This is a genomic window from Mesorhizobium sp. M0909 (assembly GCF_040319515.1).
Lineage (GTDB): Bacteria > Pseudomonadota > Alphaproteobacteria > Rhizobiales > Rhizobiaceae > Mesorhizobium.
Genome location: NZ_JAMYOA010000014.1, coordinates 1 through 23,787, shown reverse-complemented (window position 1 = coordinate 23,787; position 23,787 = coordinate 1). Strand labels below are relative to the sequence as shown.

Annotated in this window: 27 protein-coding genes; 14 read left to right on the top strand and 13 right to left on the bottom strand. The window is 64.2% G+C overall.

The window, feature by feature from the left end; genetic code table 11:
- The first annotated feature begins 56 nt into the window (after positions 1-56).
- Together NKH83_RS21020 and NKH83_RS21015 are read left to right on the top strand one after the other, a co-directional pair.
- Positions 57-797 (top strand): SDR family oxidoreductase, encoded by a 741-nt coding sequence (locus tag NKH83_RS21020; RefSeq protein ID WP_352807162.1) that lies wholly within the window; start codon positions 57-59, stop codon positions 795-797.
- Between the two features lie 34 nt (positions 798-831).
- Positions 832-1,032, top strand: a complete 201-nt coding sequence (locus tag NKH83_RS21015; protein WP_352807160.1) for a tautomerase family protein — start codon at positions 832-834, stop codon at positions 1,030-1,032.
- 24 nt (positions 1,033-1,056) lie between these two features.
- On the opposite strand, the gene NKH83_RS21010 is transcribed toward NKH83_RS21015, so the two are convergent.
- Entirely contained in the window at positions 1,057-1,206 is a 150-nt protein-coding gene (locus tag NKH83_RS21010) for a hypothetical protein (protein WP_352807157.1), read from the bottom strand.
- Between the two features lie 154 nt (positions 1,207-1,360).
- Here NKH83_RS21010 and NKH83_RS21005 point away from each other — a divergent pair, with 154 nt between their 5' ends.
- Positions 1,361-1,825, top strand: coding sequence for a GFA family protein (locus tag NKH83_RS21005; RefSeq protein ID WP_352807154.1), 465 nt, complete (start codon positions 1,361-1,363; stop codon positions 1,823-1,825).
- Positions 1,826-1,864: 39 nt separating this feature from the next.
- On the opposite strand, the gene NKH83_RS21000 is transcribed toward NKH83_RS21005, so the two are convergent.
- The 6 genes from NKH83_RS21000 to NKH83_RS20975 all read right to left on the bottom strand — a co-directional run bounded on the left by NKH83_RS21000 (position 1,865) and on the right by NKH83_RS20975 (position 8,621).
- Positions 1,865-2,635 carry an exodeoxyribonuclease III gene (locus NKH83_RS21000; protein WP_352807151.1) on the bottom strand — a complete coding sequence of 257 codons (771 nt, stop codon included), beginning with the start codon at positions 2,633-2,635 and terminating at the stop codon, positions 1,865-1,867.
- 9 nt (positions 2,636-2,644) lie between these two features.
- Positions 2,645-3,289, bottom strand: coding sequence for an alpha/beta hydrolase family protein (locus NKH83_RS20995; protein WP_352807148.1), 645 nt, complete (start codon positions 3,287-3,289; stop codon positions 2,645-2,647).
- 215 nt (positions 3,290-3,504) lie between these two features.
- The gene (locus NKH83_RS20990) at positions 3,505-4,599 is read right to left on the bottom strand and encodes a tetratricopeptide repeat protein (RefSeq protein ID WP_352807145.1); all 1,095 of its coding nucleotides are present in this window, start codon (positions 4,597-4,599) and stop codon (positions 3,505-3,507) included.
- Complete coding sequence (gene ku, locus NKH83_RS20985; RefSeq protein ID WP_352807142.1) at positions 4,596-5,510, bottom strand: non-homologous end joining protein Ku; 915 nt, start codon at positions 5,508-5,510, stop codon at positions 4,596-4,598. The genes NKH83_RS20990 and ku overlap by 4 nt, the downstream gene beginning before the upstream one ends.
- A gap of 232 nt (positions 5,511-5,742) precedes the next feature.
- Positions 5,743-8,241, bottom strand: coding sequence for a DNA ligase D (ligD, locus tag NKH83_RS20980; protein ID WP_352807139.1), 2,499 nt, complete (start codon positions 8,239-8,241; stop codon positions 5,743-5,745).
- A gap of 155 nt (positions 8,242-8,396) precedes the next feature.
- A complete protein-coding gene (locus NKH83_RS20975) occupies positions 8,397-8,621 on the bottom strand; it encodes a hypothetical protein (RefSeq protein ID WP_352799302.1) in 225 nt (74 codons plus the stop codon).
- Positions 8,622-8,893: 272 nt separating this feature from the next.
- Here NKH83_RS20975 and NKH83_RS20970 point away from each other — a divergent pair, with 272 nt between their 5' ends.
- The 8 genes from NKH83_RS20970 to NKH83_RS20935 all read left to right on the top strand — a co-directional run bounded on the left by NKH83_RS20970 (position 8,894) and on the right by NKH83_RS20935 (position 17,989).
- Positions 8,894-10,939, top strand: coding sequence for a coiled-coil domain-containing protein (locus NKH83_RS20970; RefSeq protein WP_352807136.1), 2,046 nt, complete (start codon positions 8,894-8,896; stop codon positions 10,937-10,939).
- Positions 10,940-10,970: 31 nt separating this feature from the next.
- Positions 10,971-11,423 (top strand): OmpA family protein, encoded by a 453-nt coding sequence (locus NKH83_RS20965; protein WP_352807133.1) that lies wholly within the window; start codon positions 10,971-10,973, stop codon positions 11,421-11,423.
- A complete protein-coding gene (locus tag NKH83_RS20960; RefSeq protein ID WP_352807131.1) occupies positions 11,380-12,174 on the top strand; it encodes a tetratricopeptide repeat protein in 795 nt (264 codons plus the stop codon). The genes NKH83_RS20965 and NKH83_RS20960 overlap by 44 nt, the downstream gene beginning before the upstream one ends.
- 254 nt (positions 12,175-12,428) lie before the next feature.
- Positions 12,429-13,436 (top strand): aldo/keto reductase, encoded by a 1,008-nt coding sequence (locus NKH83_RS20955; RefSeq protein ID WP_352807128.1) that lies wholly within the window; start codon positions 12,429-12,431, stop codon positions 13,434-13,436.
- Between the two features lie 229 nt (positions 13,437-13,665).
- Positions 13,666-14,616: a substrate-binding domain-containing protein gene (locus tag NKH83_RS20950; RefSeq protein WP_352807360.1), complete on the top strand. Its 951-nt coding sequence runs from the start codon at positions 13,666-13,668 to the stop codon at positions 14,614-14,616.
- A 250-nt stretch (positions 14,617-14,866) separates the two neighbouring features.
- On the top strand, positions 14,867-16,432 hold the full coding sequence (locus NKH83_RS20945; RefSeq protein WP_352807126.1) for a sugar ABC transporter ATP-binding protein: 1,566 nt from the start codon (positions 14,867-14,869) through the stop codon (positions 16,430-16,432).
- Positions 16,429-17,445 (top strand): ABC transporter permease, encoded by a 1,017-nt coding sequence (locus NKH83_RS20940; RefSeq protein ID WP_254819652.1) that lies wholly within the window; start codon positions 16,429-16,431, stop codon positions 17,443-17,445. Before NKH83_RS20945 ends, NKH83_RS20940 begins: the two co-directional genes overlap by 4 nt.
- 46 nt (positions 17,446-17,491) lie before the next feature.
- The gene (locus NKH83_RS20935; protein ID WP_352807122.1) at positions 17,492-17,989 is read left to right on the top strand and encodes a GNAT family N-acetyltransferase; all 498 of its coding nucleotides are present in this window, start codon (positions 17,492-17,494) and stop codon (positions 17,987-17,989) included.
- 173 nt (positions 17,990-18,162) lie between these two features.
- Here NKH83_RS20935 and NKH83_RS31685 read toward each other — a convergent pair whose 3' ends face one another.
- From NKH83_RS31685 to NKH83_RS20915, 4 genes are all read right to left on the bottom strand, one after another.
- Positions 18,163-18,807: a DUF982 domain-containing protein gene (locus NKH83_RS31685; protein ID WP_502895597.1), complete on the bottom strand. Its 645-nt coding sequence runs from the start codon at positions 18,805-18,807 to the stop codon at positions 18,163-18,165.
- Entirely contained in the window at positions 18,804-19,019 is a 216-nt protein-coding gene (locus tag NKH83_RS20925) for a hypothetical protein (RefSeq protein ID WP_254819654.1), read from the bottom strand. Before NKH83_RS20925 ends, NKH83_RS31685 begins: the two co-directional genes overlap by 4 nt.
- 103 nt (positions 19,020-19,122) lie before the next feature.
- Positions 19,123-20,754, bottom strand: coding sequence for a chaperonin GroEL (gene groL / locus NKH83_RS20920; protein WP_352475547.1), 1,632 nt, complete (start codon positions 20,752-20,754; stop codon positions 19,123-19,125).
- A 55-nt stretch (positions 20,755-20,809) separates the two neighbouring features.
- A complete protein-coding gene (locus NKH83_RS20915; protein WP_254819656.1) occupies positions 20,810-21,124 on the bottom strand; it encodes a co-chaperone GroES in 315 nt (104 codons plus the stop codon).
- Between the two features lie 364 nt (positions 21,125-21,488).
- Here NKH83_RS20915 and NKH83_RS20910 point away from each other — a divergent pair, with 364 nt between their 5' ends.
- Positions 21,489-21,758, top strand: coding sequence for an usg protein (locus NKH83_RS20910; RefSeq protein WP_023718102.1), 270 nt, complete (start codon positions 21,489-21,491; stop codon positions 21,756-21,758).
- A gap of 88 nt (positions 21,759-21,846) precedes the next feature.
- Here NKH83_RS20910 and NKH83_RS20905 read toward each other — a convergent pair whose 3' ends face one another.
- Both NKH83_RS20905 and NKH83_RS20900 read right to left on the bottom strand, forming a co-directional pair.
- Entirely contained in the window at positions 21,847-22,134 is a 288-nt protein-coding gene (locus tag NKH83_RS20905) for a DUF982 domain-containing protein (protein ID WP_352475549.1), read from the bottom strand.
- A 136-nt stretch (positions 22,135-22,270) separates the two neighbouring features.
- Positions 22,271-22,483: a hypothetical protein gene (locus NKH83_RS20900; protein ID WP_352475551.1), complete on the bottom strand. Its 213-nt coding sequence runs from the start codon at positions 22,481-22,483 to the stop codon at positions 22,271-22,273.
- A 339-nt stretch (positions 22,484-22,822) separates the two neighbouring features.
- Here NKH83_RS20900 and NKH83_RS20895 point away from each other — a divergent pair, with 339 nt between their 5' ends.
- On the top strand, positions 22,823-23,299 hold the full coding sequence (locus NKH83_RS20895; protein ID WP_254819660.1) for an Hsp20 family protein: 477 nt from the start codon (positions 22,823-22,825) through the stop codon (positions 23,297-23,299).
- 29 nt (positions 23,300-23,328) lie between these two features.
- On the top strand, positions 23,329-23,787 hold a 459-nt coding region (locus NKH83_RS20890), incomplete at its 3' end, for an Hsp20/alpha crystallin family protein (protein WP_352807117.1).

The window sequence follows — 23,787 nt, the reverse complement described above, 5'->3', positions numbered from 1 at the left end:
GATTATCCCGCAGGATTTATCGCCTATTTTCAGCCGACAAGAATTGGAGAGCTGACATGACTGCGCGGAATGCAAAGGTGGCGCTGGTAACCGGCGCCTCGAAGGGTATCGGCGCCGAAATTGCCAGAAGGCTGGCACGCGACGGCTTTTCGGTCGTCGTCAACTATGCCAGGGGCGCCGAAGCAGCCGAAGGCGTGGTGCGCGGGATCGAAGCGGCGGGCGGCACGGCGATCGCCGTTCAGGCCGATATCGGCGATCCCAAAGGCGTGGCGCATCTGTTCGACGCAGCCGAGCAGGCGTTTGGCGGCCTCGACGTGCTGGTCAACAACGCCGGCATCATGAAGCTCGCGCCGATCGCGCAGATGGACGACACCGGTTTCGAGCGGCAGGTCGCGGTGAATCTCGGTGGCGTCTTCCGCGGCATGCGCGAGGCCGCACGAAGGCTGCGCGACGGCGGCCGCATCATCAGCTTCTCGTCCAGCGTGGTCGGGCTCTACCAGCCGACCTACGGCGTTTACGCTGCCACCAAGGCCGGCGTCGAGGCGATGACGCATGTGCTGGCCAAGGAACTCGGGGCGCGCGGCATCACAGTCAATGTCGTGGCGCCGGGGCCGGTGGCCACCGAGCTGTTCCTTGGCGGCAAATCTGAGGCACTGGTCGAAACGATCACCAGGATGATCCCGCTGGGGCGGCTCGGCCAGCCCGCCGACATCGCCGGCGTGGTGTCGTTCCTCGCCGGACCGGACAGCGGCTGGGTCAACGGCCAGGTGCTGCGCGCCAATGGCGGCACGGTCTGACTTTACCTCCAACAATCCACAGGAAATCGACGTCATGCCCTTTGCAAACTTCAAGGTACCTGAGCGCGCGCTGTCCGCCGGACAGAAGGAGGACCTCGTCCACAAGACCACAGCCCTGTTCGTCGAAATGTTCGGCGAAGGCGTGCGCCCCTACACCATGGTGCTGATCGAGGAGGTCGCCGATGGCGGCTACGGCCGCGCCGACGTGGTGTTCACGATTCCTGGGGCAGGATAAAATCCTGAACCCCAAGCACCGTCTTCACCCGCTCGAGCGCCAGCTCGTCATGAAGATTTCGATGGAAAAGACGTTGCAATAGGCGCCAGGGCCGCGCAGCGACGAGACGCGCAACGGCATGTCGGCAACGACATGCCAGTTCACCCGCTGGTTCGGCGTGAACGGCTTCGTCAATTATGTGATCGCTTCGACTGCCGCGGCCGCGAGCGAACGCGGGTTCGGGGACGGCTAAGCTGCCGATGCCCTTCGTTGAGGGACCGTCAAGGGAGAGATTGCAGCATGGCGGTCGCGCGCTAGATCGCTGGCAGAGGCTAACGCGAGGCCAGCCATGGACGATTGGAAGCTACCTTGGGACGGCGGTTGCCTATGCGGCGGGATACGCTTTCGCATAAGTGCCCCGCCTTTGCTGACGATGGCGTGTCACTGCACCGGCTGCCAGAAACTGAGCGCCAGCGCGTATTCCTTGACCATCGCCGTGCCGAGCGACGGTTTCGCAGTCACCCAAGGCGAGCCGGTGGTCGGCGGCCTCCACGGCCCGCACCGGCAACTCTATTGCCGGCATTGCAAGAACTGGATGTTCACGCGTCCGCATGGCCTGGACTTTTTCGTCAACATTCGCGCGACCATGCTGGACGAGCATCATTGGTATGTGCCTTTCGTCGAAGTCTTCACATCGGAAAAGCTGCCCTGGGCTTCGACCGCCGCTACCCACAGTTTCGCTACGCAGCCCGACCTTGAGGGATACGCCCCTTTGATCGAAGCGTTCGCCCGTGAAGCGGCGCGGCCAACCTGACTGGTTGGCACCCGGAAAGGCGGCGCCAGTTTTCGTGCTTCACCGCAACTCCACCCAGACAGGCGCGTGGTCGCTGGCGCCGGTCTCGCCACGCACGTCGCGGTCGATACCCGCCGCTACCAGCCGGCGCGACAGTTTCTTGCTGAGCAAGATATGGTCGAGCCGCAGGCCGGCATCGCGCGGCCAGCGATTGCGGCGATAGTCCCAGAATGTGTAGAGCGTCTCCGTCGGGTGCTTCTTGCGCAGCGCGTCAAGCCAGCCCTGGTCGAGCAGCCGCTGGAACGACGCGCGGCTTTCCGGCTGCACCAGCGCGTTGTCGTCATAGGAGCGGGTCGGGTAGATGTCGCGCGCCTCGGGCACGATGTTGTAGTCGCCGGCCAGCACCACGGGCAGGCCGGTATCGAGCAACTGCGCCGCATGCGCCTCCAGCCTTTCGTGCCAGGCCAGCTTGTACTGGAATTTCGGGCCGGGCTGCGGGTTGCCGTTCGGCGCGTAGAGCGAGGCGACGACGATACCGTTGACCGCCGCTTCGATGTAGCGCGCCTGCTGATCGCCATCGTCGCCGGGCAGCGCCTCGCGGGTCAGAACGGGTTCTGAGCCACGCGAAAGGATGGCGACGCCGTTCCAGGTCGGCTGCCCGACCCAAACCGCGCCGTAGCCGGCGGCCGCCAGCGCAGTGCGCGGAAACTGCGTCTGTCTCGCCTTGAGCTCCTGCAGGCAGGCGATGTCGGGTTTGGCGGCGGCCAGCCATGCGAGCAGGTTCGGCAACCGGCTGTTGATGTTGTTGACGTTGAAGGTGGCGATCTTCATCGGCCTGCTTCAGCGCACGATGCGTTCGGTCCACGCCTTCACTGCATCAGCGAGCGTCTTCAGATGATCGGCGGTGGATAAGCCGGAGATGTTTTTGCGCGGCTTCAGATCATGGTCGCCATCTTCCAGCCAGAGGATCTCGATCGCCTCGGACAGAGCATAGGTCGCGACCTCGTCTTTGGTCCCGAACTCGTCGCGCGTGCCCTGGAGGATCAATGTCGGCGTCTTGAGATCGGCGAGGTGCTTTGTCCGAAGCTGCGTCGGTTTGTCCGGCGGATGGAAGGGGTAGCCGAGGCAAAGCAGGCCCGAGATCTCGCCCTTCGAAAACATCTCGTCGGCGATCATCGAAGCGACGCGTCCGCCCATCGACTTGCCGCCGATGATGAGCGGACCCTCCACGCCCTTCGCCCGGAGGTCGGCGATCGCCTTGACGTATTCCGGGTTAACCGTCTCGGCGCGCGGCGGCGGCTTGCGATGGCCGTAGCGGCGGGCGGCCATGTAGTGGAATTCAAAGCGCGCGACGCGGAAACCGGCCGCGGCGAGCGCTTTTGCCGTGGCTGTCAGCGAGGGCGAGTCCATAGGAGCGCCTGCGCCATGCGCGAGCAGGATGGTGATGGCGGCGGTGTCTGGGCCGTCGAAGAGGAAGGTGGTCATGGGGCGGCCCACCTATAGAGGCCGCGCTCCGTCCCACCCCCCTCTGTCCTACCGGACATCTCCCCCTCAAGGGGGGAGATTGGATGTCGCCGCCGGTTTCGCCAACCACTAAAGCTGAAAGGCACGCGGGGCACCGAAGCTGCCGATCTCCCCCCTTGAGGGGGAGATGTCCGGCAGGACAGAGGGGGGTGTTCAAGCGCAGGCATTGGATTACCTCACCCCGCCGACTTTTGCGCCAGCTGCAAATCCACGAACTGTATCCCCTTGGCCGCCATACGCGCCCATTCGGAATTGGCGTCGAGTTCGAGGTAGCGCACCCAGCGACGCCGCGCCTCAGCGAAATTGCCGGCGTCGAACTCCAGCCTCGCAAGGTTGAACACCGCGTCGGCATAATTGGGATCGAGTGCGATAGCCTTCAGCAAATGGCGGCGCGCCGAGGCTACCCGCCCCTCTTCGCTCATCAGCCCGGCAAGATTGAACCAGGCTTCTACGAAGCCGGGGTCGCACTTGATGGCGCGGGCATAGTCGTGCGCCGCCTCGGCCGCGTGGCCGGCCGCGCGCAGGCAGTTGGCGCGGTTGAAGGCGGCGATGGCATCGCTCGGGTCGATGGCCAGGCAGCGCTGGTAGAGTGCCGCCGCCTGCTCGTGGTCTTCAGCCTCTTCCGCCGCCTCGGCATCGGCGAACAGCTCTTCCAGCGTGTCGTCATCCCGCGTTCCCAGATCGAACAGCAGCTGGCCGTCAAGTTCGCTCTGGCCTCCCTCGAGATAGATCGCGTCGGCCCTCCCATGCTGCGAGCCGACGGCGAGCGACTTGGCGGTGAGCGAGGCGACCGGGCCCGAGCGATGCACAGAGCGCGCGATCGCCCCCCACGAGGCGCCGCCGGCAACCAGCCCGGCATATTTGCGGGCGAGGATCAGGTCGCGAAAGGAATACGGTTCGCAATCATGCTCGAAGGCATCGAACAGCGACAAAAGGTCGAGATCCGCGCCGGTCAGCCGCGACTGGTCGATCAGCGACTGCCGCGACAGCGCCGAAGCCTCCGGCGCTTTCATCAGCCCGAGCAGGCGCAGGAAGCCGTTCTCGCTGACCAGCTTGCGCCCGGCCGCGCGCTCGGTGACGACGCGGCGTTCAATCTCGGTATCGCCGGCCCTGGCGAGCAACATGCGGCCCAACACGACATGTGTGGTGCGCCGAGTGACGCCGCGCCGCAACTGGCCGTGCCGGCGCTCGACCTCACGCGCCGCCAGCCTGAGCGGGAAGGCCGCCAGCGCGCCGACGATGCCGAAGACCGTGCCGGCGAGAGCCGTCACGCCTTGCTCTTGCCGACGGCTTTGAGAAGGTTCGCCTTGAGCGGGTTTTCCTTGGCCGCGGCGGCGCCGGCCTTGGCGGATTTCGCCGCGGGCTTGGCCGTTTCATCGGCCTTGCTCTTGGACTTGGCCGGCGGCTTGGCCGATTGCGACAGGCTCGCCTTCAGCGCATCCATGAGGTTGATGACATTGCCGCGCTCAGGCGCCGCCGCGATGATAGGCTTGTGGCCCTTGAGCTTCTCGCGGATCATCGCCATCAGCGCGATCTCGTAGCGGTCCTCGTAATTCTTTGGATCGAAGGTGGTTTCCTTCTGCTTGATCAGCGCTTCGGCCAATTGCAGCATTTCGGGATCGGGGTTTCCGGCCGGGATATTGCCGAAATATTCAGCCGTGCCACGCACTTCGTTCGGATTCCTCAAGGTGCAGACGAACATGCCGTTCTCGCGCGCGCCGATCGTCACGACGCGCTCGCGGCTGGACAGCACAAGGCGGGCGATCGCCAGCTTGCCCGATTTGCGCATCGCTTCGCGCAGCACGGCAAAGGTCTCCTCGGCCATTGCGCCATCCGGCGCCAGGTAATAGGGCGCGTCCTGATAGATGACGTCGACCGAATGCTCGTCGACAAAAGCCTCGATGTTCATCGTATGGTTGGATTCGATGCGCACCGCATCGAGATCGGAGTCCTCGATGATGATGTACTGCTTGTCCTCGTATTCGTAGCCCTTGACCAGGTCCGAACGCTCGACCAGCCCGAGCTCGGGGTCGACCGGCTTCATGTTGATGCGGTTGTGCGTCTTCTTGTGCAGCTGATTGAAGCTGATGCGTTCGCTGGCGCTCGTCGCCGGATAGAGCCGGACCGGACAGCTGACCAGACTGAGCTTGAGGTAACCTTTCCAACTTGCCCTGGGCGCCATGAAATACTCCTACGCGGCCTTGTGCTGTCGAACAGTTCGCAGCGTTCATTCGTCCGGAGGACGAACGGGACTGCCGAAATCCTACATTGCCCTTCCAGTACCGGGCCCTTACAATACCGGCAAATCCCTAGCGAAATCTTCCTCCGCTGAGAGCCGCCTGCACGCAAGAGGTCCATGGCGAAGAATAATTCAAATTTTCCGGAGCGTCGATGGAGTCTGGGAGACCGCAGAACTACCTCGCGGTGGCTATCAACGGCAAATCCCGGGCGAAATCTTCCATGTCGGTCCAAGGGTCGCCTGACGTCGCCAGCAGGCCCGGCAGTGACGAATAATTCAGATCCTGCGGGGCGTCGATGGATTCCAGGTCGCTCCAGCTGACCGGTGTCGAGGCCGGCAAATTGGTGCGGGCGCGCAGCGAATAGGGAGCCGCCGAGGTGTGGCCGCGCGCATTGCGGTGATAGTCGATGAAGATGCGCCGCTTGCGGTTCTCCTTGCCCATGGTGGTGGTGAAAGTGTCGGGCGCGGTGGCGGCAAGATGCGTGGAGATGGCGCTGGTCGCCTGGTGCAGTTTCTTCCAGTTCTGCTTTTGTGTCACCGGCACGGTGATGTGGATGCCGTGGCCCCCGGAGGTCTTGGCGTACGGCACCAGCCCTAGCGCTTCGAGCTCGCTGCGAATGTGCACCGCCGCCTCCACCACGTCGCGCCAGGCGATCCCCTCGCCCGGGTCGAGATCGAAAACGATCAAATCCGGCTTGTCGAGCCGCGTGCGATGGGTGCCCCAGGTGTGGAACTCGACGACGCCGAACTGCGCCAGCGCCAGATAGCCCTTGGCGTCTTCCACCGAGAGATAGGATTTGGTCTCGCCCTCGGAGTTGGTCGCCTCGAAGGTCGCCACGGAGGACGGCATGCCGGTGAAGGCATGGCGCTGGAAGAAACAGTCCTGCGGCCTGCCGGTCGGGCAGCGCACCAGCGACACCGGCCGGCCGAGAATGTGCGGCAGCATGAAATCGCCGACCAGCGCGTAATAGACGGCAATGTCGAGCTTGGTCGGGCCGGTCTTGCCGAATAGCCGCCGCGTCGGGTTGGTCACCCAGATGGTTGCGAGGTCGGCCTCGGCGATCAGCCGCTTGCGCTTGGCCGAAACCGGCGTCGACAGGCCGACGTCGCGCAGGCCGCGGAACACGGCATGGCGCAGCGCATTGTCGGTGGTCCGGTTGGCGTAGTGGATATGCGCCGAAAGCAGCGGCCGCACCCAGTTCATCTCGCGCATGATTTCGCGCGGAACACCTTCCGGCGCGGACGCCCCGGCGCGCAACGGCTCCAGCCGCGCCAGCAACTCGCCGGCGGTGGCGGCGTCGAAGCCGGTGCCGACCTTGCCGCGATAGTGCAGCTCGCCATCCTCGAATTCGCCGAGACCGAGTGCGGCCAGCCCCTCGGCCGCGTCGGAGACAGTGTAGCCGGCGATAACGAAATCGCCGGTCTGAAGCGCCTTGGTCTTGGTCCAGGTCTTGGTGCGGCCGCTCTGGTAGACCGCCGTAGCACGTTTCGAGACGACGCCCTCCAGCCCCATTTCCGATGCCTGGTCATAAAGCGCCTGGCCGTCGCCCTCGGCGTGATCGCTGTACTGGATGGCGGAGTTGGCGCCAAGACCGGACAGCAGCTGCGAAAGCAGCGTCTTGCGCCGGCGGAGCGGCACTTGCCTCAGGTCCCAGCCGTCGAGATAGAGAAGGTCGAAGGCATAGAAGTGGAGCTTGTTGCCGGCGCCTTCGGCCAGCGCATCCTGCAAAAGGGCAAAGCGGCTGATGCCCTTGGCGTCGAGCGCGACGACCTCGCCGTCGATGATCGCCTCGCGGCAGGGCAGCCTGGCGAAGGCAAGCGGCAGGTCGCCATAGCGCTTCGTCCAGTCGAGACCGGCGCGGGTGATCAGCCTGACCTTCCCGTCGGAAACATGCGCCATGGTGCGGTAGCCGTCGAACTTGATCTCGTGCAGCCAGGCTTCGTGCGTTTTTTCCGCGGGACCTTCGCCGCCCGGCGGTTTCGAAACCTGCGTCGCCAGTTGCGGCTCGATACGGGTGGGCGGCGGCGCCTTGACGGCGCCCGGCAATGCACCTGGCTTCAGCACCACCGGCTTGGCAGGCTTGGCGGCCGGCTTCGGCGTTGCCGCCAGTTCCTCGATGCGGCGCCCGGATTTGACACTTTCCGGCCGGGCTTCCAGTATGTCGAGCTTGGCGTCGGCGGCCAGATCACGCTCCTTGAACAGCAGCCAGTTCTTCTTGCCCTCATCCTCGCCGGGCTTCGGCTTCAGCCGCGCCAACATCCAGCCGCCATTGAGCTTCTCGCCGGCGAGCCGGAACTTGAAGGAGCCGGTGCGCAGGCTCTTCTCGACGTCGTCCATCGGCGCCCAGATGCCGGTGTCCCAGACGATCATCGGCCCGCCGCCATATTCGCCCTCGGGAATGACACCTTCGAAGTCGATATATTCGAGCGGATGGTCCTCGGTCTCGACCGCCAGCCTTTTGTCGGCCGGATTGAGCGAGGGGCCGCGCGGCACCGCCCAGCTCTTCAGCACGTCGCCGACCTGGAGGCGAAGGTCGTAGTGGTCGGCGGTGGCGTGGTGCTTGTGAACGACGAAGCGGTTGCCTTCCCCGGCAACCAGCCCGCCGGCGGGTTCCGGCGTCCTCGTGAACTCGCGCTTCGCGCGATAGGCCTTGAGCTTCGAAGGAGCTGGCATGGACTAGACGTAGGTGGCGGGCAAAAGCAACGAGCGCAGCATCAAAATCCCATCGCAGCGGCGCTCCAATGTCACGGCATCGATCCCAGGGTCTCCGCGACGCAGCTTCGCTCCTGCTCCGCCCTGGGATGACGAAGGATGGGAGGTCACGCCGCTCAATCGTCGGTGGCCGGTGTCAATTCGAGTTCGGCCGGCGACAGGCCCTGCTGCAGCTGGCTGAGCCGGAATTCGTCGACCCAATAGGCCTCGCCGTCGACCAGCACGCGCGCGCTGTAGCTGCCGGCCGAAAAACGCTGCGCAGTGATGTACACCTTGTGGCGGTCGAGCGCCTTGCGCACCGCGGCGCGCTTGGATTTTTGGCTGGTAGCGGAACTGGCCATGCAATTTGCTCATACACGCAGAGCCGCAAGACAAGACGGCCGGCTCAAGGATGGCTGAGACGGGGTGTCGTGTCAATTTCGGCGAGCGAGCGTCCCACGACCGCCGGCGCATAGTGCCCGACGTCCATATATCAGGACGTGACACTTCCCCGGACTGGATGAAGCATCCCTCGAATGGATGAAGCTAAAAGCTCGAATTTATGCGTAGGCTCGTGGTGCACGTCTTCCAATTGGCGTCGCGGGATAGCAAGCCCCCGACCGAGGTCGCTTTTTTGACGAACGGAAAACGGACAGACATTGGCCTCAAAGCTGCGGTTCCACCTGCAAGCGGCGCCGAGTTGCTGAAATCCAGGGGCTGGTTTCGTGTCAAATGGCAAAAAATACTCTTGGCTAGTATGTTGATCGTCGGCGCGACAATTACGCTCTCGACTGCGTCCGCAGTTGAGATCGAAAAGCTGCGGCAGCAGGCGACCGCCGATCACACGGAGCTGGTGAGCGAAGCCGCCCAGGCGGCTTCGACGGATGCCGCCCCGCTCGATCGCCAGCTGGCCGAGCTCGCGGCTGAGATCGAAAAGCTGCGGCAGGACGCGACGATCGACCGCGCGACCGTGGCGCAACTGCGGACGCAGGTGAGCGAAGCCGCCCGGGCGCCGCCACCGGATTCGGCTACGCTCGATCGCCAGTTGACCGAACTTTTGGGTCAGATCGAAAAATTGCAGCAGGTGGCGGCGGGCGACAGCACGAACCTCCTCCAGTTGGTCGAAAAGCTGCGGCAGGACGCGACCGCCGACCGCGCGGCAGTGGCGCAGCTGCGGACGCAGGTAAGAGAAGCCGCCCGGGCACCGCCACCGGATGCGGTTACGCTCGACCGCCAGCGGACTGAACTCGCGGCCGAGATCGAAAAGTTGCGGCAGGGGGCGACCGCCGACCGCGCGGAGCTGGCGCAGTTGCGAGCGCAGGTGAGCGAAGGCGCCCGGGCGCCTCCGCCGGATGCGGTTGCGCTCGATCGCCAGCGGGCAGAGCTCGCGGCCGAGATCGAAAAGCTGCGGCAGGGGGCGACCGCCGACCGCGCGGAGCTGGCGCAGTTGCGAGCGCAGGTGAGCGAAGCCGCCCGGGCGCCTCCGCCGGATGCGGTTGCGCTCGATCGCCAGCGGGCAGAGCTCGCGGCCGAGATCGAAAAGCTGCGGCAGGCGGCGACCGCCGACCGCGCGGAGCTGGCGCAGCTGCGGACGCAGGTGAGCGAAGCCGCCCGGGCGCCTCCGCCGGATGCGCTCGATCGCCAGCGGACCGAGCTCGTGGCTGAGATCGAAAAGCTGCGGCAGGACGCGACCGCCGACCGTGCGGCCGTGGCGCAGCTGCGGACGCAGGTAAGAGAAGCCGCCCGGGCACAGCCACCGGATGCGGTTACGCTCGATCGCCAGCGGGCAGAGCTCGTGGCTCAGATCGAGAAACTGCGGCAGGCGGCGACCGCCGACCGCACGGAGCTGGCGCAGTTGCGAGCGCAGGTGAGCGACATCGCTCGGGCACCGTCACCGGACGCGGCCGCACTCGATCGCCAGCGGTCCGAGCTCGTGGCTCAGATCGAAAAGCTGCGGCAGGCGGCGACCGCCGACCGTGCGGCCCTGGCGCAGCTGCGGACGCAGGTGAGAGAAGCCGCCCGGGCACCGTCACCGGATGCGGCCGCACTCGATCGCCAGCGGGCAGAGCTCGTGGCCGAGATCGAAAAGCTGCGGCAGGACGCGACCGCCGATCGCACGGAGCTGGCGCAGTTGCGAGCGCAGGTGAGCGACGTCGCCCGGGCGCCGTCGCCGGATGCGGCCGCACTCGATCGCCAGCGGTCCGAGCTCGTGGCTCAGATCGAGAAATTGCGGCGGCAGGCGACGGACAATCATGCCGGCATGGATCGCCTTGAAAAGCAGATGGATCGCCTTGAAAAGCAGTTTGCTGAAGCATTTCAGCCTCAAGAGTCGTCTCAGCCTCAGTCTACCGCAACCATCGGCATATCGCCTGATATCGTTCTGCCCTCAGATGCAACTCCACGAGTCATTCTGCGCTTTGCGCGTAACCGCGATTCCGCGCGGACACGAGCGGCGACCCTTGAGCGGAGTCTGCGAGCTCAGGGGCTCGACGTCGTAAAATCTGGCAATTCACCCATAAGCTCTCGGGCAAACGAAGTCATGTACTTTTATAATGAAGATCGACCAAGCGCAGAGCGTATAGCGGCTGGGCTTGTGGAAGCTGCACTCATCCAGCGCGCATTTGCGGACGATGGTTCACTCCCCCGCCCCGGAACTATCGAAGTGGCAATCGGGCGGTAACTAATAAGGTAGCGCAAAACAGGAGTCTGATATGAACCTCAGTTGCTTTGTTCGCCATCTCGCCTTTATTGTCCTGCTGGGAAGCACATCTGCTTTCGCGCAAACAGATCCGCCTTCGCCCGCGACGCCGGAAAGCGCGAAAACACAAAGTGGACCGGCCCCATTGGTCATCCATTTCGGCACCGGCAGCAGCACAATTCTTCCCAAGGACAGAGAAGTCCTCGATCAAGCGTCTCGCGCGTTCAACGAGGGCAAGCCGCAAGTCATGATCGTTACTGGCAGTGCCGATCGTGCCGGACCACCAGCGCAGAACCTCTTGCTTTCTCAGCGCAGGGCGACAGCGGTGCTGAAAGCTTTGCTCGATCGCGGACTTCCGGTCGACCGGTTCCAGGTCCTGGCGAAAGGCGAAACAGAACTCGCGGTTCCGACCGAAGAGGGTATTGCCGAACCTGAAAACCGTCGTGTCGAGATCACCTGGCGCTAACGCCGTGCGCCGCTTCGTGACCGCGGCCAGTCTATTGCTCGCGTTCGCACAGTCGGTGACGCCGGCTAGCGCCGAGGATCCGAGTGTTTTGTTTCGCGAGGCACTGCGACAAGACTTGATGGGCGGGCCGACAGGTGCTCGGCTCGCCTTCGACATGTACCGCCGTGCTGCAGAAGCGGGTCTGCCCGAAGCACAATTCAATGTTGCCATCATGCTTGACAGCGGCCGCGGCGTGTCCCCGGATATGGCGCAAGCCGCCACATGGTACGCGCGTGCGGCCTCTCATGGCATTCGAAGAGCGGCATATAATCTCGGCCAGCTTTACGAGGCAGGGCAAGGCGTTCCGCAAAACGTCGATCTCGCCCGTGCGTGGTTTAAAGCATCCGGTCTCCCGGCTGCTCGCGCGCGCCTGACTGCCATTCGCTCTGGTGGCGCAAAGGCCGCGACGCTTTCCGCTCCAATACTCATCGCGCCTACATATGGCGAGTTGATTGGCTCCAACGCAAATAGTGTCGAGCTAGTGTGGACGGCACGCCAGCAACCAGAGGGAGTGCGCTTCTTCGTGGAGTTGCTCGCACTTGTGCCATCTGGTTCAAGTGAGATCTATTCCGGCTTTGTCGATATTTCGAGCCTGAACGTGGCTCTCTCAAGTCATAAGGGAGCCTTCGCATGGCGCGTGCTCGCCGTGGCACGAAGGGGTGGCCGCTACGCTGCCAGCGATTGGTCTTATATGCGCACCGCTGCCAACTGATGGTGTGATTGATGGCGATCGCATCAATCAAGGCCACGGGTGGTCCGAAGCTAGTAGCTGCTTCTGGCCCTTTCCGGCCCGGACCACCCGCCTGCTTGCGTCCTTCCCAAGACAGCGGACACTGTAAGCGCATCGATGCGGCGCACTTTGACCTGGATTCAAATGGCCGGTCAGCTATCGGCTGTGGAAACCCAACCGGCGCGCTATATGGGATATGGCGGCTTGGACTGCGACACCGACCCAGAGAACCTCAGATGACATTGACGATGCGCGAACTCGGCAGCCAGGGGCTGCAAGTCTCGGCAATTGGTCTCGGCTGCATGGGCATGAGCCAGTCATACGGTCCGGCCGACGAGGCGGAGTCGATCGCCACGCTGCACCGCGCCATCGAACTCGGCTGCACCTTCCTCGACACCGCGGAAGTCTACGGGCCGTACGCTAACGAGGAGTTGCTCGGCCGCGCGCTGAAGGGCCGGCGCGATGAAGTGACGATCGCGACGAAGTTCGGTTTCCGCATCGAAAACGGCAAGCAAGTCGGCACCGAGCGCGACAGCCGGCCCGAACATATCCGCGAGGCTTTGGAAGGTTCGCTGAGAAGGCTCGCCACCGACCATGTCGACCTCCTCTATCAGCACCGCGTCGATCCGGCGGTGCCGATCGAGGATGTGGCGGGTGCTGTCGGCGAGCTGATCGCTCAGGGCAAGGTTCGCTTCTTCGGCCTGTCGGAAGCCGGTGCCGCCAACATCCGCCGGGCGCATGCCGTTCATCCGGTGTCGGCAGTGCAGAGCGAATACTCGCTATGGGAGCGCAATCTGGAACCGGAAATCATTCCGCTGCTGAAGGAGCTCGGCATCGGCCTGGTGCCGTTCTCGCCGCTCGGCCGCGGCTTTCTCACCGGCGACGTCAGGCGCGCCGAAGACTATCCGGAGGGCGATTACCGGCGCGGCGACCCGCGCTACCAGGGCGCCAACTATGACGCCAACATGCAGGCGGCAGCCATGGTACTCGACATCGCCGCGGCCAAGCGCGTCAAGCCAGGCCAGATTGCGCTGGCCTGGCTGCTCCACAAGGGGAGCGACTTCGGCATCGACATGGTGCCGATCCCCGGCACCAAGCGCCGAAAGTACCTCGAGGAGAACGTCGCCGCGGCTTCGATCAGGCTCGACGCCGCCGAGATGCAGGTGCTCGACGACGCATTGGCGCCGGGCAAGGTCGCCGGTCCGCGCTACGGCGAGCGCACCATGGTGATGATCGATCGGTAGGTCTTGCCTTCTCCCGTTCTTGCGCAAAGCTCCGGCCTTGGCTAGCATCCTTGTGCAGGCACCGAGCGGAGGAGAACGTCGCGGTGGACCGGCTGGAGCGCCGTTGCGTCCCTTCAAACACGAGTTGGGCGCTCGAAGGACACTCCATTTTTGAATCGACGCAAGGAACCTTCCGGAAAACCCATTCCGGTTCCGGGGTCGTGCGCTCATCTGGGAGGAGACTAAATTGATCAACAGACGTGAATTCCTGCTGTCGACCGCGGCGATGGGCGCCCTGGCGCTGGCCGCGCCGCAACTGGCTGTTGCCCAGGACAAGCTGACCATCCTCGGCTCGGTGCCGAGCCTCGGCTTTCCGTTCTTCGTGCACATGCTGAACCAGATCAAGGCGGAAGCCCAGGCGCAGGGCGTCAACCTGATCGAGAGCGACGGCCAGAACTCGGCGCCCAAGCAGACCGCCGACATCGAGGCGGCACTCGTGCAGAAGGTCAACGCCATCGTCATCTCGCCGCTCGACGTCAACGCGCTGGCCCCAGCCATCGAAGAAGCGGTCAAGGCCGGCGTTCCCGTCGTCACCATCGACCGCCGCGTCGACGGCGTCGAGGGCATCCTCGCTCATGTCGGTGCCGACAATGTCAAAGGCGGCGAGGCCGAAGCGCAGGCCATGGTGGCGGCGTTCCCGAACGGCGCCAAGATCTTCCATCTGCAGGGCCAGCCCGGTGCCGGCCCGGCGATCGACCGCAACAAGGGTGTGCACAATGTCCTCGATCCGATGAAGGACAAGTACCAGATCATCTTCGAGCAGACCGCCAACTTCGCCCGCGCCGAGGCGCTGTCCGTCACCGAGGCCGGCCTTGCCGCCAACGGCAAGCCCGACGCGATCATCTGCGCCAATGACGACATGGCGCTTGGCGCGGTTGAAGCCTGCGCGGCGCGCAACTTCACCGACGTCAAGATCTACGGCTTCGACGCGCTTCCCGAAGCGCTGGTCGCCGTGCGCGACGGCAAGCTGGCCGGAACGGTCGAGCAATTCCCCGGCGAACAATCGCGCACTGCGGTGCAGATCGCGGTCGCCTACGCCAGGGACAAGACCGAGCCGAAGGAAAAGCTGGTGCTTTTGACGCCGATCGTCATCGGCAAGGACAATCTCGACAAGGCGGAGAGGCTGGGCGAGACGAAGTAGGCGCCGAGGGCGCACAGCGCCAAAAGCAGCGTTCTGTCGCGCCCCCCTCTGCCCTGCCGGGCATCTCCCCCTCAAGGGGGGAGATTGGCAGTTTCAACGCGTTGCCTTCTCTTCAACGCCGGAGACTAGCGAAAGCCTGGGTGACATCCGATCTCCCCCTGAGGGACCCTGAGGAGGAGATGCCCGGCAGGGCAGAGGGGGGCGCTGTCCCGCTGGCCTTTCGGGTGGATCGCAATTCAAGGAGCATCCTTTGCCAGTCGAAGCCATTGCGCCCTCTCCCGCCCTGCTCGCCGTCGAGGGCGTGACCAAGCGCTTTGCCGGCGTCACCGCGCTGAACGACGTTTCGCTTGAAGTCCGTCCCGGCGAGATCCTCGGCCTGCTCGGCGAGAACGGAGCCGGCAAATCGACGCTGCTCAAGATCCTGTCCGGCGTGATGCCGCCGTCCAGCGGCCGCATCGTCTTCGACGGTGTCGAATTCAGCCCGCACAATCCGCAGGATGCCAAGCGCCACGGCATCGTAACAATCTACCAGGAGCTGAGCCTGATCCCGACGCTGACCGTGGCGGAGAATATCTTCATCGGCCGCGCGCCGCTCGGCCGGTTCGGGCTGGTCAGTTGGCGGCGAATGGAGGAAGATTCCCGCACGATCATCGCTCGCGTCGGGCTCAATCTCGACCCGGCGACGCCGGTTTCCGCACTGTCGGTGGCCGAGCAGCAGCTGGTCGAAATCGCCCGCGCGCTATCGCTGAAGAGCCGCTTGATCATCATGGACGAGCCGACCTCGGCGCTGACCGAAACCGAAGTGCACAGGCTGATGTCGATCATGGACCGGCTGCGCAAGGATGGCGTCGCCATCATGTTCGTCACCCACCGGCTGGAGGAGGCATCGGCGATCTGCGACCGCATGACCGTGCTGCGCGACGGCAGGCTGGCCGGCCATCTCGACCGCGAAGGCGGGCCGATCAGGCTGCCGAAGATCATCGAGAAGATGGTCGGCCGTGCCGCGTCCGAGCTCTATGCCAGGCCGACGCAGCGCGATGTCGCCGGCGACGTCCGGCTCTCGGTGCGCGGCCTGCGCACGGTGCGCGATCCGCAGGCGCCGCACGCCATCGTACTCGAAGGCGTCGATCTCGACCTCAAGGCGGGCGAAATCCTCGGCGTCGCCGGGCTCGTCGGCTCCGGCCGCACCGAGCTCGCCCGCGCCATCTTCGGTGCCGACCGCATTGCCGCCGGCACCATCATGCTCGACGGCAGGCCGATCGCGCCGGCCTCGCCCGCCGACGCCATCGAGCTCGGCATCGGCCTGGTGCCGGAGGACCGCAAGCACCAGGCAATCTTCGCAGCACTCGCGATCCTAACCAATTTCTCGATCGCCGCGCTCGACCGCTACTCCAGTGTCGGTTTCATGGCCGAGCGGCGCGAACGCGAGGCGCTGGCAAACTACAGGAAGATGCTGTCGATCCGCATGGCTTCGCCCGAACAGGCGATCGAGGGCCTGTCCGGCGGCAACCAGCAGAAGGTGATCCTTGCCCGATGGCTGGCGCGCGATCCCAAGGTGCTGATCGTCGATGAACCGACGCGCGGCGTCGATGTCGGCGCCAAGGCGGAAGTGCACCAGATCCTGGTGGAACTCGCCGCGCGCGGCATCGCCATCATGATGATCTCATCGGAGCTGCCCGAGGTGCTTGCAGTGTCGGACAGGATCGTCACCATGCGGCGCGGGCGCATTACCGGCGAGATGCCCGGCGTCGAGGCGACCGAGGAGAAACTGATGGAACTGATGGCGCTCGACCAGAAGCAGGAAGCAACGCAATGACCAGTACGACCGAACGGAGCCAGCGCGGTGGCGTCAATATTGCGCGCCTGCTGATGAGCTTCGGCCCGCTGATGTTCCTGGCGTTGCTGATCGTCGTCTTCACCGTGCTGAAGCCGAGCTTCATCGACCCGATCAACCTGTTCAACATCATGCGCCAGATCTCGATCACCGGCCTGATCGCACTCGGCATGACCTTCGTCATCCTCACCGCCGGCATCGACCTGTCGGTCGGCTCGCTGCTCGCCTTCTGCGGCATGGTCGCGGCGGTGGTGGCCAAAGGCGGCACCGCCAACACGCTGTCGCTGTCGACAACGGGCACGCAGGGCTATGGCTGGTTCGCCGCCCTTCTCGCCGCCGTCGTCGTCGGCGCCGTGGCCGGCGGCGTCCAGGGCTTTGCCATCACCAGGCTGAAAGTGCCGCCTTTCGTCGTCACGCTCGGCGGCCTAACCGTGTTTCGCGGCCTGACCTTGACAATCTCCAATGGCGGCCCGATCTCCGGCTTCGACGCCTCGATGCGCTGGTTCGGTACCGGCCTGATCGGCCCGGTACCGGTGCCGGCGATCATCTTCGCGATTGCCGCCATCCTTTGCCACATCGTGCTGCGCTACACGCGCTACGGCCGCGCGGTCTACGCAGTCGGCGGCAATGCCGAGGCCGCGCGCCTCTCCGGCCTGCGTGTCGACCGCATCCTGATCTCGGTCTACATCATCGTCGGCTTCTTCGCCGGCCTTGCCGCCTTCGTTTTGTCGGCGCGGCTCAACTCCTCCGAAGCCGTCGCCGGCATAGGCTACGAGCTGACGGTGATCTCGGCGGTCGTTATCGGCGGCACCTCGCTGTTCGGCGGCATCGGCAGCGTCGGCGGCACGGTGGTCGGTGCAGGACTGATCGGCGTCTTGCAGAACGGGCTGCAGTTCAACAACGTCTCGTCCTACACGCAAAGCATCGTCATCGGCCTGATCCTCATCCTCGCCGTGGCCTTCGACCGCTGGCTGAAATCGCGGGTAAGGCGGTGATGGCCGAGCGAACGTTGCGGTGCCATAAACTGCCCGGGAGGTGGCGATGCCTCAAATAAGAACCATGACCGAACAGGATGTTCCGGCGGTATCGCGGCTGCTTGGAGGGTCCTGGCGACAGACCTATTCGCCGATCCTGGGTGCCGAGACCACGGCACGGCTGTCGGATGAGAGGCACGCGCCGGAGCGGCTGGCGTCCGAGCTCGGGGACGACAACAAGATGTCCTTCGTCGCCGAGCGGGCTGACGGCTCGCTCGCCGGTTATGCGATGGCAGCGATGGACGACAAGGGCGAGGTCATGCTCGAGCGGCTCCATATGGACAAAAGCGAGTACGGCACCGGCCTTGCCGCCGACCTGCTGCATGCCGTTCTTGCCGCGCATGCGGGTATTCCCAGCATCGCCCTGGAAGTGATCGAGGGCAACGACCGCGCAATCGCCTTCTATCGTAAGCACGGCTTCGAGGTCGTCGAGCGCCGGCCGGCTGCACACGGCGTGGGCGGCCACGCCTCGCTGATCATGCGCCGGCTGCTGCCGATGGCTTAGCAAGCGAAAGCGGCTGAGCGCGTAATCTCCCCCCTTGAGGGGGAGATGTCCTGCAGGACAGAGGGGGGCGCCAACTTTCTCTTTCGTCCAATATGGCGTCGCGCCAGGACGTGCCGACCCCCTCTGTCGCCTTCGGCGACATCTCCCCCTCAAGGGGGGAGATTGGCACTCGCTCAGGCCGGGGCGTTGACGCGCTGTGGGCGCGTTGCCCAGTCGGCAACGGTCGCGCCAGCAACGCTCTCGCCAGCAACCATCCCGTTCGTCTGCGGCGCAAGCAGGTCGTTGCGGCGGGCGAAGGCAACGAAGGTGGCGCGCGCCGTTTCGGCGTCGATCTCTCCTTCCAGTGCTGCACGGCACGCTTTTGCGGCGATGTCATGCGCGGCCGTCCGGCTCGCTGCCGGCCATTCAGCCAAAAGTGCATAGGCCTCAGCCGCGCTTTCTATCTTCGTCGGTGTACCGAGGCCGGTGAGGATAGTAACCGGCTTGTCGAACGAAGCACGATCCATGACACTCTCCTTTCCTGGCTCAATCGGCTCCTTTCGGAACTCCACCGCGCGGGCGCTTCGATCCCCGAGGGCCGCCTGCAGAACGATGCCACCGATCTGCGAGTTGGACGCAATCGGGGGCATGCCCGGCCGCGGCAGCAGCCGATGCACCTTGACCAGCGCCTCGAGCCAGGCCGCCACGCCCAGCGGCGGATGTTCGCGCCCGTAGAGCCACGCCTTTGCCTCGGCGAGCGGGTATCCCGCCTCTTCGGCGAAATCGTTTTCCGACCACCGCAGCAGGCGCAGGCATTCGCGCATCCGCGCCGCGATCATTTGCGCTCCTCCGTGCCGGCCCCCACGCGTTGAGCCGACAGAAACATCAGCGTGTAGGCCGCCTTGCGGCGGTCCCAGCCGGCCGACTCGGCCATATCCAGCAAGCCGTCGACCAAAGGCGCCAGCGCCGCCCTGCAGTCGGCTTCATAGTTGAAATCGTTTTTCGGGCGGGTCGGCGCCGCGATCTTTCCAAAACTGTCCATCATATCCATGGCAACACCTGCTCAGCATTAGTCCCGGACCGGCAAGACCGTGCCCGCTTTTGGCGGACACGGTCCATCTGCCGTTTCGAAGTCGCGCTTTGGAAGCCTGGCTTTAGAAGTCCATGCCGCCACCGCCGGGCATTGCCGGCGCACCAGCTTCCTTCTTCGGCTTCTCGGCCACCATCGCCTCGGTCGTCACCAGCAGGCCGGCGACGGAAGCGGCATCCTGCAGAGCGGTGCGTACCACCTTGGCCGGATCGATGACGCCCTGGCCGAAGAGATCGCCATAGTCGCCGGTCTGCGCGTTCCAGCCGAACGAGAACTCCTGCTTTTCGCGCAGCTTACCGACGATGATCGAACCTTCGGCGCCGGCATTCTCGGCAATCTGGCGCACCGGAGCTTCGATCGCGCGCCGCACGATTTCGACACCGGTCTTCTGGTCGGGATTGTCGACCTGAATATTGTCGAGCGCCTTTGCCGCCCGCAGCAGCGCCACGCCACCGCCGGGCAGGATGCCCTCCTCGACCGCGGCACGGGTGGCATGCATGGCGTCGTCGACCCGATCCTTGCGCTCCTTGACCTCTACCTCGGTCGAGCCGCCGACGCGGATGACGGCGACGCCACCGGCGAGCTTGGCCAGCCGCTCCTGCAGCTTCTCGCGATCATAGTCGGAGGTGGTCTCCTCGATCTGCGCCTTGATCTGGGAGACCCGGCCCTGGATTTCGCTCTTCGAGCCGGCACCGTCGACGATCGTGGTGTTTTCCTTCTCGACCACCACCTTCTTGGCGCGGCCGAGCATGTTGAGCGTGACGTTCTCGAGCTTGATGCCGAGATCCTCGCTGATTGCCGTGCCGCCGGTCAGGATGGCAATATCCTCCAGCATGGCCTTGCGGCGATCGCCGAAGCCCGGTGCCTTGACGGCCGCGACCTTCAGGCCGCCGCGCAGCTTGTTGACGACCAGCGTCGCCAGCGCCTCGCCCTCGACGTCCTCGGCGATGATCAGCAGCGGCTTGGACGACTGCACCACCGCCTCCAGCACCGGAAGCAGCGCCTGCAGGTTGGACAGCTTCTTCTCGTGGATCAGCACATAGGGCTCGTCGAGCTCGACGCGCATCTTGTCCTGGTTGGTGATGAAATAGGGGCTGAGATAGCCGCGGTCGAACTGCATGCCTTCGACGACTTCGAGCTCCGTCTCGGCGGTCTTGGCTTCTTCGACGGTAATGACGCCCTCATTGCCGACCTTTTCCATCGCTTCGGCGAGGAAGCGGCCGATCTCGGCGTCGCCATTGGCCGAGATGGTGCCGACCTGGGCGATTTCGTCGTTCCTGGTCACCTTGCGGGCATTGGCCTTGAGTTCGGCGACGACGGCTTCGACCGCCTTGTCGATACCGCGCTTCAGGTCCATCGGGTTCATGCCGGCGGCAACCGCCTTGGCGCCTTCCTGGACGATCGACTGCGCCAGAACGGTCGCGGTCGTGGTGCCGTCGCCGGCGACGTCACTGGTCTTCGAAGCCACCTCGCGGACCATCTGTGCGCCCATGTTCTCGAACTTGTCCTCGAGCTCGATCTCCTTCGCCACGGTGACGCCGTCCTTGGTGATGCGCGGGGCGCCGAACGACTTGTCGAGGACGACGTTGCGGCCCTTGGGACCGAGCGTCACCCTCACCGCGTCGGCAAGGATGTTGACGCCGCGCAGCATCTTCTCGCGGGCTTCGGTATGAAATTTCACATCTTTGGCAGCCATTGGATCACTCCTTCGATAGGCAGCTTCGTTGACTGGAATGCTTGTTCAGGCCCACTCAGGCAGCCTTCTTCATCTCGCCGGCGCCCTCGATAACGCCCAGCACGTCGCTCTCTTTCATGATGAGCAGATCCTCGCCATTGAGCTTGATCTCGGTGCCGGACCATTTGCCGAACAGGATGCGGTCGCCGACCTTGACGTCGAGCGGCTGCAATTGGCCGCTGTCGTCGCGCGCGCCCGGACCAGCGGCAATGACCTCGCCCTCCTGCGGCTTCTCCTTGGCGGTGTCGGGGATGATGATGCCGCCGGCGGTCTTCTCGTCGACCTCGATACGGCGGACCAGGATACGGTCGTGCAATGGACGGAACGTCATGTCGTTCTCCTCTCGGGACAAACAGATTTTCGAAGATCCTCCTGACCGAACCGGCAATATCGGCCCGGCACGGGGTGCGCGACCCCTTCATCAGGCATCGCGCGCATACGAACTAGTCGCGCTTTTTTCTGCTTTCAAGAGGGTCACGCAAAAATTTTAGCACTCGACGCATGAGAGTGCCAATGCACTGTAATCGTTCGCACATTAGCCGCTCTCAGCTAAAGTGCGGCTCAAATTTTGGCGCGATATTTCAAAATGCCGCCCGTTCGGAGCCGCTCGTGGCGGCGGGAACCTATGTGGAAGGCGAGGCGTTTTGCAGACCGAGATTTCAACGGGCCGAGATTTCAACGGAAAGGACGATCGCATGACCAGCAGGGACTTTCAGCTCCAGATGCAAGGGTTTGGTCTTACCACGGCGGAGATCCACTACCGCCTGCCCGATCATCGGAGCCTGCTGCAACTCTATATCTGGCAGGAATACGATATTGCCCCCGATTTCCCGACGCTGAAGCATTTCCTCGATTTCTGGGAGCGCGAAATCGAAGGCCCGCTGCATTCGGTGCGCGTCGCCCATCATCACCTGATCCAGCCCTCCGAATGGCGGGCCGTAAACGGCATTATCACCGTCCACTGAAGAGCAAGCCGATCTGCCGCTAGACAGCGGACAAAGTCTCTCGAGGGGGGGAAAGGGCAGTTGCATCTCCCCCCACTTGTTTTGGATCTCACAATATCGGAGGGGTCCGGGCTAGCCGGGCGTGGTCGACAGGCTCGCAGGCGAGCAATCCCGCGTTGCGCGCCGCCCTGACGAAGGCCTTGCGCGCATCACGCGCGCTGCGCCAGCCGTCGAGCGCGTCGCGGCAGGCCCGATAGGCGGCGCGCCAAATCCGGCCGAGTGCACGGTCCGGCCACTGCTGACGCATGCATTCGATGGCTTCCCAACTACTGGCGACCTTGCGCTCGCTGGATTGGAATTTCAACGTGATCGGCTCGGCGAAGCGGACGTCGTCCATCACTTCCTCCTTGTTTTCTGATCGTCTTCTTGTTTGAGCAAGCAACGTCATGCTGGCGGCACCGGCGACCAGCCGGCGCCGCTGAAGGACATGGTTCGTCCCTTTGCGCGGTTCAAGAGCATCGCGGCAACAGCGGTTATTCCTCCTCGTCCGGCCCTTGCAGCAGTTCGATCAGCGTCGCTACTCTTGCCGTCGGCAGCGGTCGGCCTTCGTTCACCAGCGCCTCGTCGGCGGCGATCCAGGCCAGGGCCTCACGCAATTCCTGGACCGTCCCGTCCGTCGCCGCAATGTCGGCGATAACGGCGTCGTCGACCGGGCCCAGCACGGAAATGATCTCGTCGCGTGTCATGGTCAGCTCCATCTGCGAGTGCCGGGAATGGGCCCGGCAACACAAGAATCTGGGTCTTGACCTGCGGCAGACAATAACCGGCCGGGGAACTCGGCGTTGGCGATTGAAGCCAAACAGGCAATCTCCTGCCGGACATCTCTCACAAGTAGATTGGCAGCCTCGCCGAACCGACCAAAAACCGGCCCGAAAACCGGCAACGCGAGAGCCATCGGGGTCTTGACTTGCGGCGGACAATAACCAAATCGATGGCACCGGTCGCCGAAATGGGGCCGGCGAAACCAGGGAGCGCCAGCTCTTTGGCGCTCCTCGTATCTATGTTGCTCGATGGAGGATGTAGCTATGAGAACCGCATTCGACTTTTCCCCGCTCTATCGGTCGAGCATCGGCTTCGACCGCGTCTTCAACCTGCTGGAAAATGCGCCGCAGGCTTTCGACGCCTGGCCGCCCTATGACATCGCGCGCAGCAGCGAGAACAACTACCGCGTCACTATCGCCGTCGCTGGCTTTTCCGAGGACGACCTCGAAATCATTCATGAACCCAACCTCCTGATTGTCTCCGGCCAGCATAAGGAGCCGGACAACGCGGAGTATCTGCATCATGGCCTCGCCACACGGCCCTTTACCCGCCGTTTCGAGCTTGCCGATCACGTTAAGGTCGCAGGCGCCTCGCTCGACAACGGCCTGCTCAGCATCGATCTGGTACGTGAGGTGCCCGAGGAGATGAAGCCTCGGCGCATCGCCATCGCGACCGATGTCGCCTCGCCGAAGACCGGGCCGAAGGCCGCGCAGGTCGAAGCAAACAAGCAGGCTGCCTGAACGAACCAGTCGAGAAAGGAGACTATGCAATGGCTATTCGTGATCTCATTCCCTGGGGCCGGGAGAATAATCAGGCCCCCAGCCTGTTCCGCAGCGGCGATCGCGATCCCTTCCTGACGTTGCATCGCGAAATGAACCGCCTGTTCGACGAGGCGTTCCGCGGCTTCGACACGAGGCTGCCGTCGCTCGGTGGCTTCGCCGCTGCCCGCGCCGGCTGGCCGAGTGTCGAAATCTCCGATGGTGAAAAGGAAATCCGCGTCACCGCCGAGATCCCCGGCATGGACGAGAAGGACGTCGAGGTGCTGCTCGATGACGGCGTGCTGACGCTGCGCGGCGAGAAGCGTGAAGAGACCGAGGACAAGGACAGGCAGTTCTCCGAACGCTTTTATGGCCGTTTCGAGCGGCGTATCCCGCTCGGCTACGAAGTCGACGAAGACAAGGTGAACGCCGCGTTCCGGAACGGCGTGCTCAGCGTGACGCTGCCGAAG

Bases quoted from the DNA above. Each gene is read 5' to 3' on its own strand.
- groL (WP_352475547.1), bottom strand. From the start codon at position 20,754: ATGGCTGCCAAAGATGTGAAATTTCATACCGAAGCCCGCGAGAAGATG.
- ku (WP_352807142.1), bottom strand. From the start codon at position 5,510: ATGGCGCCCAGGGCAAGTTGGAAAGGTTACCTCAAGCTCAGTCTGGTC.
- NKH83_RS20955 (WP_352807128.1), top strand. From the start codon at position 12,429: ATGACATTGACGATGCGCGAACTCGGCAGCCAGGGGCTGCAAGTCTCG.
- NKH83_RS20910 (WP_023718102.1), top strand. From the start codon at position 21,489: ATGACCAGCAGGGACTTTCAGCTCCAGATGCAAGGGTTTGGTCTTACC.
- NKH83_RS20915 (WP_254819656.1), bottom strand. From the start codon at position 21,124: ATGACGTTCCGTCCATTGCACGACCGTATCCTGGTCCGCCGTATCGAG.
- NKH83_RS21015 (WP_352807160.1), top strand. From the start codon at position 832: ATGCCCTTTGCAAACTTCAAGGTACCTGAGCGCGCGCTGTCCGCCGGA.
- ligD (WP_352807139.1), bottom strand. From the start codon at position 8,241: ATGCCAGCTCCTTCGAAGCTCAAGGCCTATCGCGCGAAGCGCGAGTTC.
- NKH83_RS21000 (WP_352807151.1), bottom strand. From the start codon at position 2,635: ATGAAGATCGCCACCTTCAACGTCAACAACATCAACAGCCGGTTGCCG.
- NKH83_RS31685 (WP_502895597.1), bottom strand. From the start codon at position 18,807: ATGATCGCGGCGCGGATGCGCGAATGCCTGCGCCTGCTGCGGTGGTCG.
- NKH83_RS20995 (WP_352807148.1), bottom strand. From the start codon at position 3,289: ATGACCACCTTCCTCTTCGACGGCCCAGACACCGCCGCCATCACCATC.
- NKH83_RS21020 (WP_352807162.1), top strand. From the start codon at position 57: ATGACTGCGCGGAATGCAAAGGTGGCGCTGGTAACCGGCGCCTCGAAG.
- NKH83_RS21005 (WP_352807154.1), top strand. From the start codon at position 1,361: ATGGACGATTGGAAGCTACCTTGGGACGGCGGTTGCCTATGCGGCGGG.
- NKH83_RS20900 (WP_352475551.1), bottom strand. From the start codon at position 22,483: ATGACACGCGACGAGATCATTTCCGTGCTGGGCCCGGTCGACGACGCC.
- NKH83_RS20895 (WP_254819660.1), top strand. From the start codon at position 22,823: ATGAGAACCGCATTCGACTTTTCCCCGCTCTATCGGTCGAGCATCGGC.
- NKH83_RS20925 (WP_254819654.1), bottom strand. From the start codon at position 19,019: ATGGATATGATGGACAGTTTTGGAAAGATCGCGGCGCCGACCCGCCCG.
- NKH83_RS20905 (WP_352475549.1), bottom strand. From the start codon at position 22,134: ATGGACGACGTCCGCTTCGCCGAGCCGATCACGTTGAAATTCCAATCC.
- NKH83_RS20975 (WP_352799302.1), bottom strand. From the start codon at position 8,621: ATGGCCAGTTCCGCTACCAGCCAAAAATCCAAGCGCGCCGCGGTGCGC.
- NKH83_RS20965 (WP_352807133.1), top strand. From the start codon at position 10,971: ATGAACCTCAGTTGCTTTGTTCGCCATCTCGCCTTTATTGTCCTGCTG.
- NKH83_RS20935 (WP_352807122.1), top strand. From the start codon at position 17,492: ATGCCTCAAATAAGAACCATGACCGAACAGGATGTTCCGGCGGTATCG.
- NKH83_RS20940 (WP_254819652.1), top strand. From the start codon at position 16,429: ATGACCAGTACGACCGAACGGAGCCAGCGCGGTGGCGTCAATATTGCG.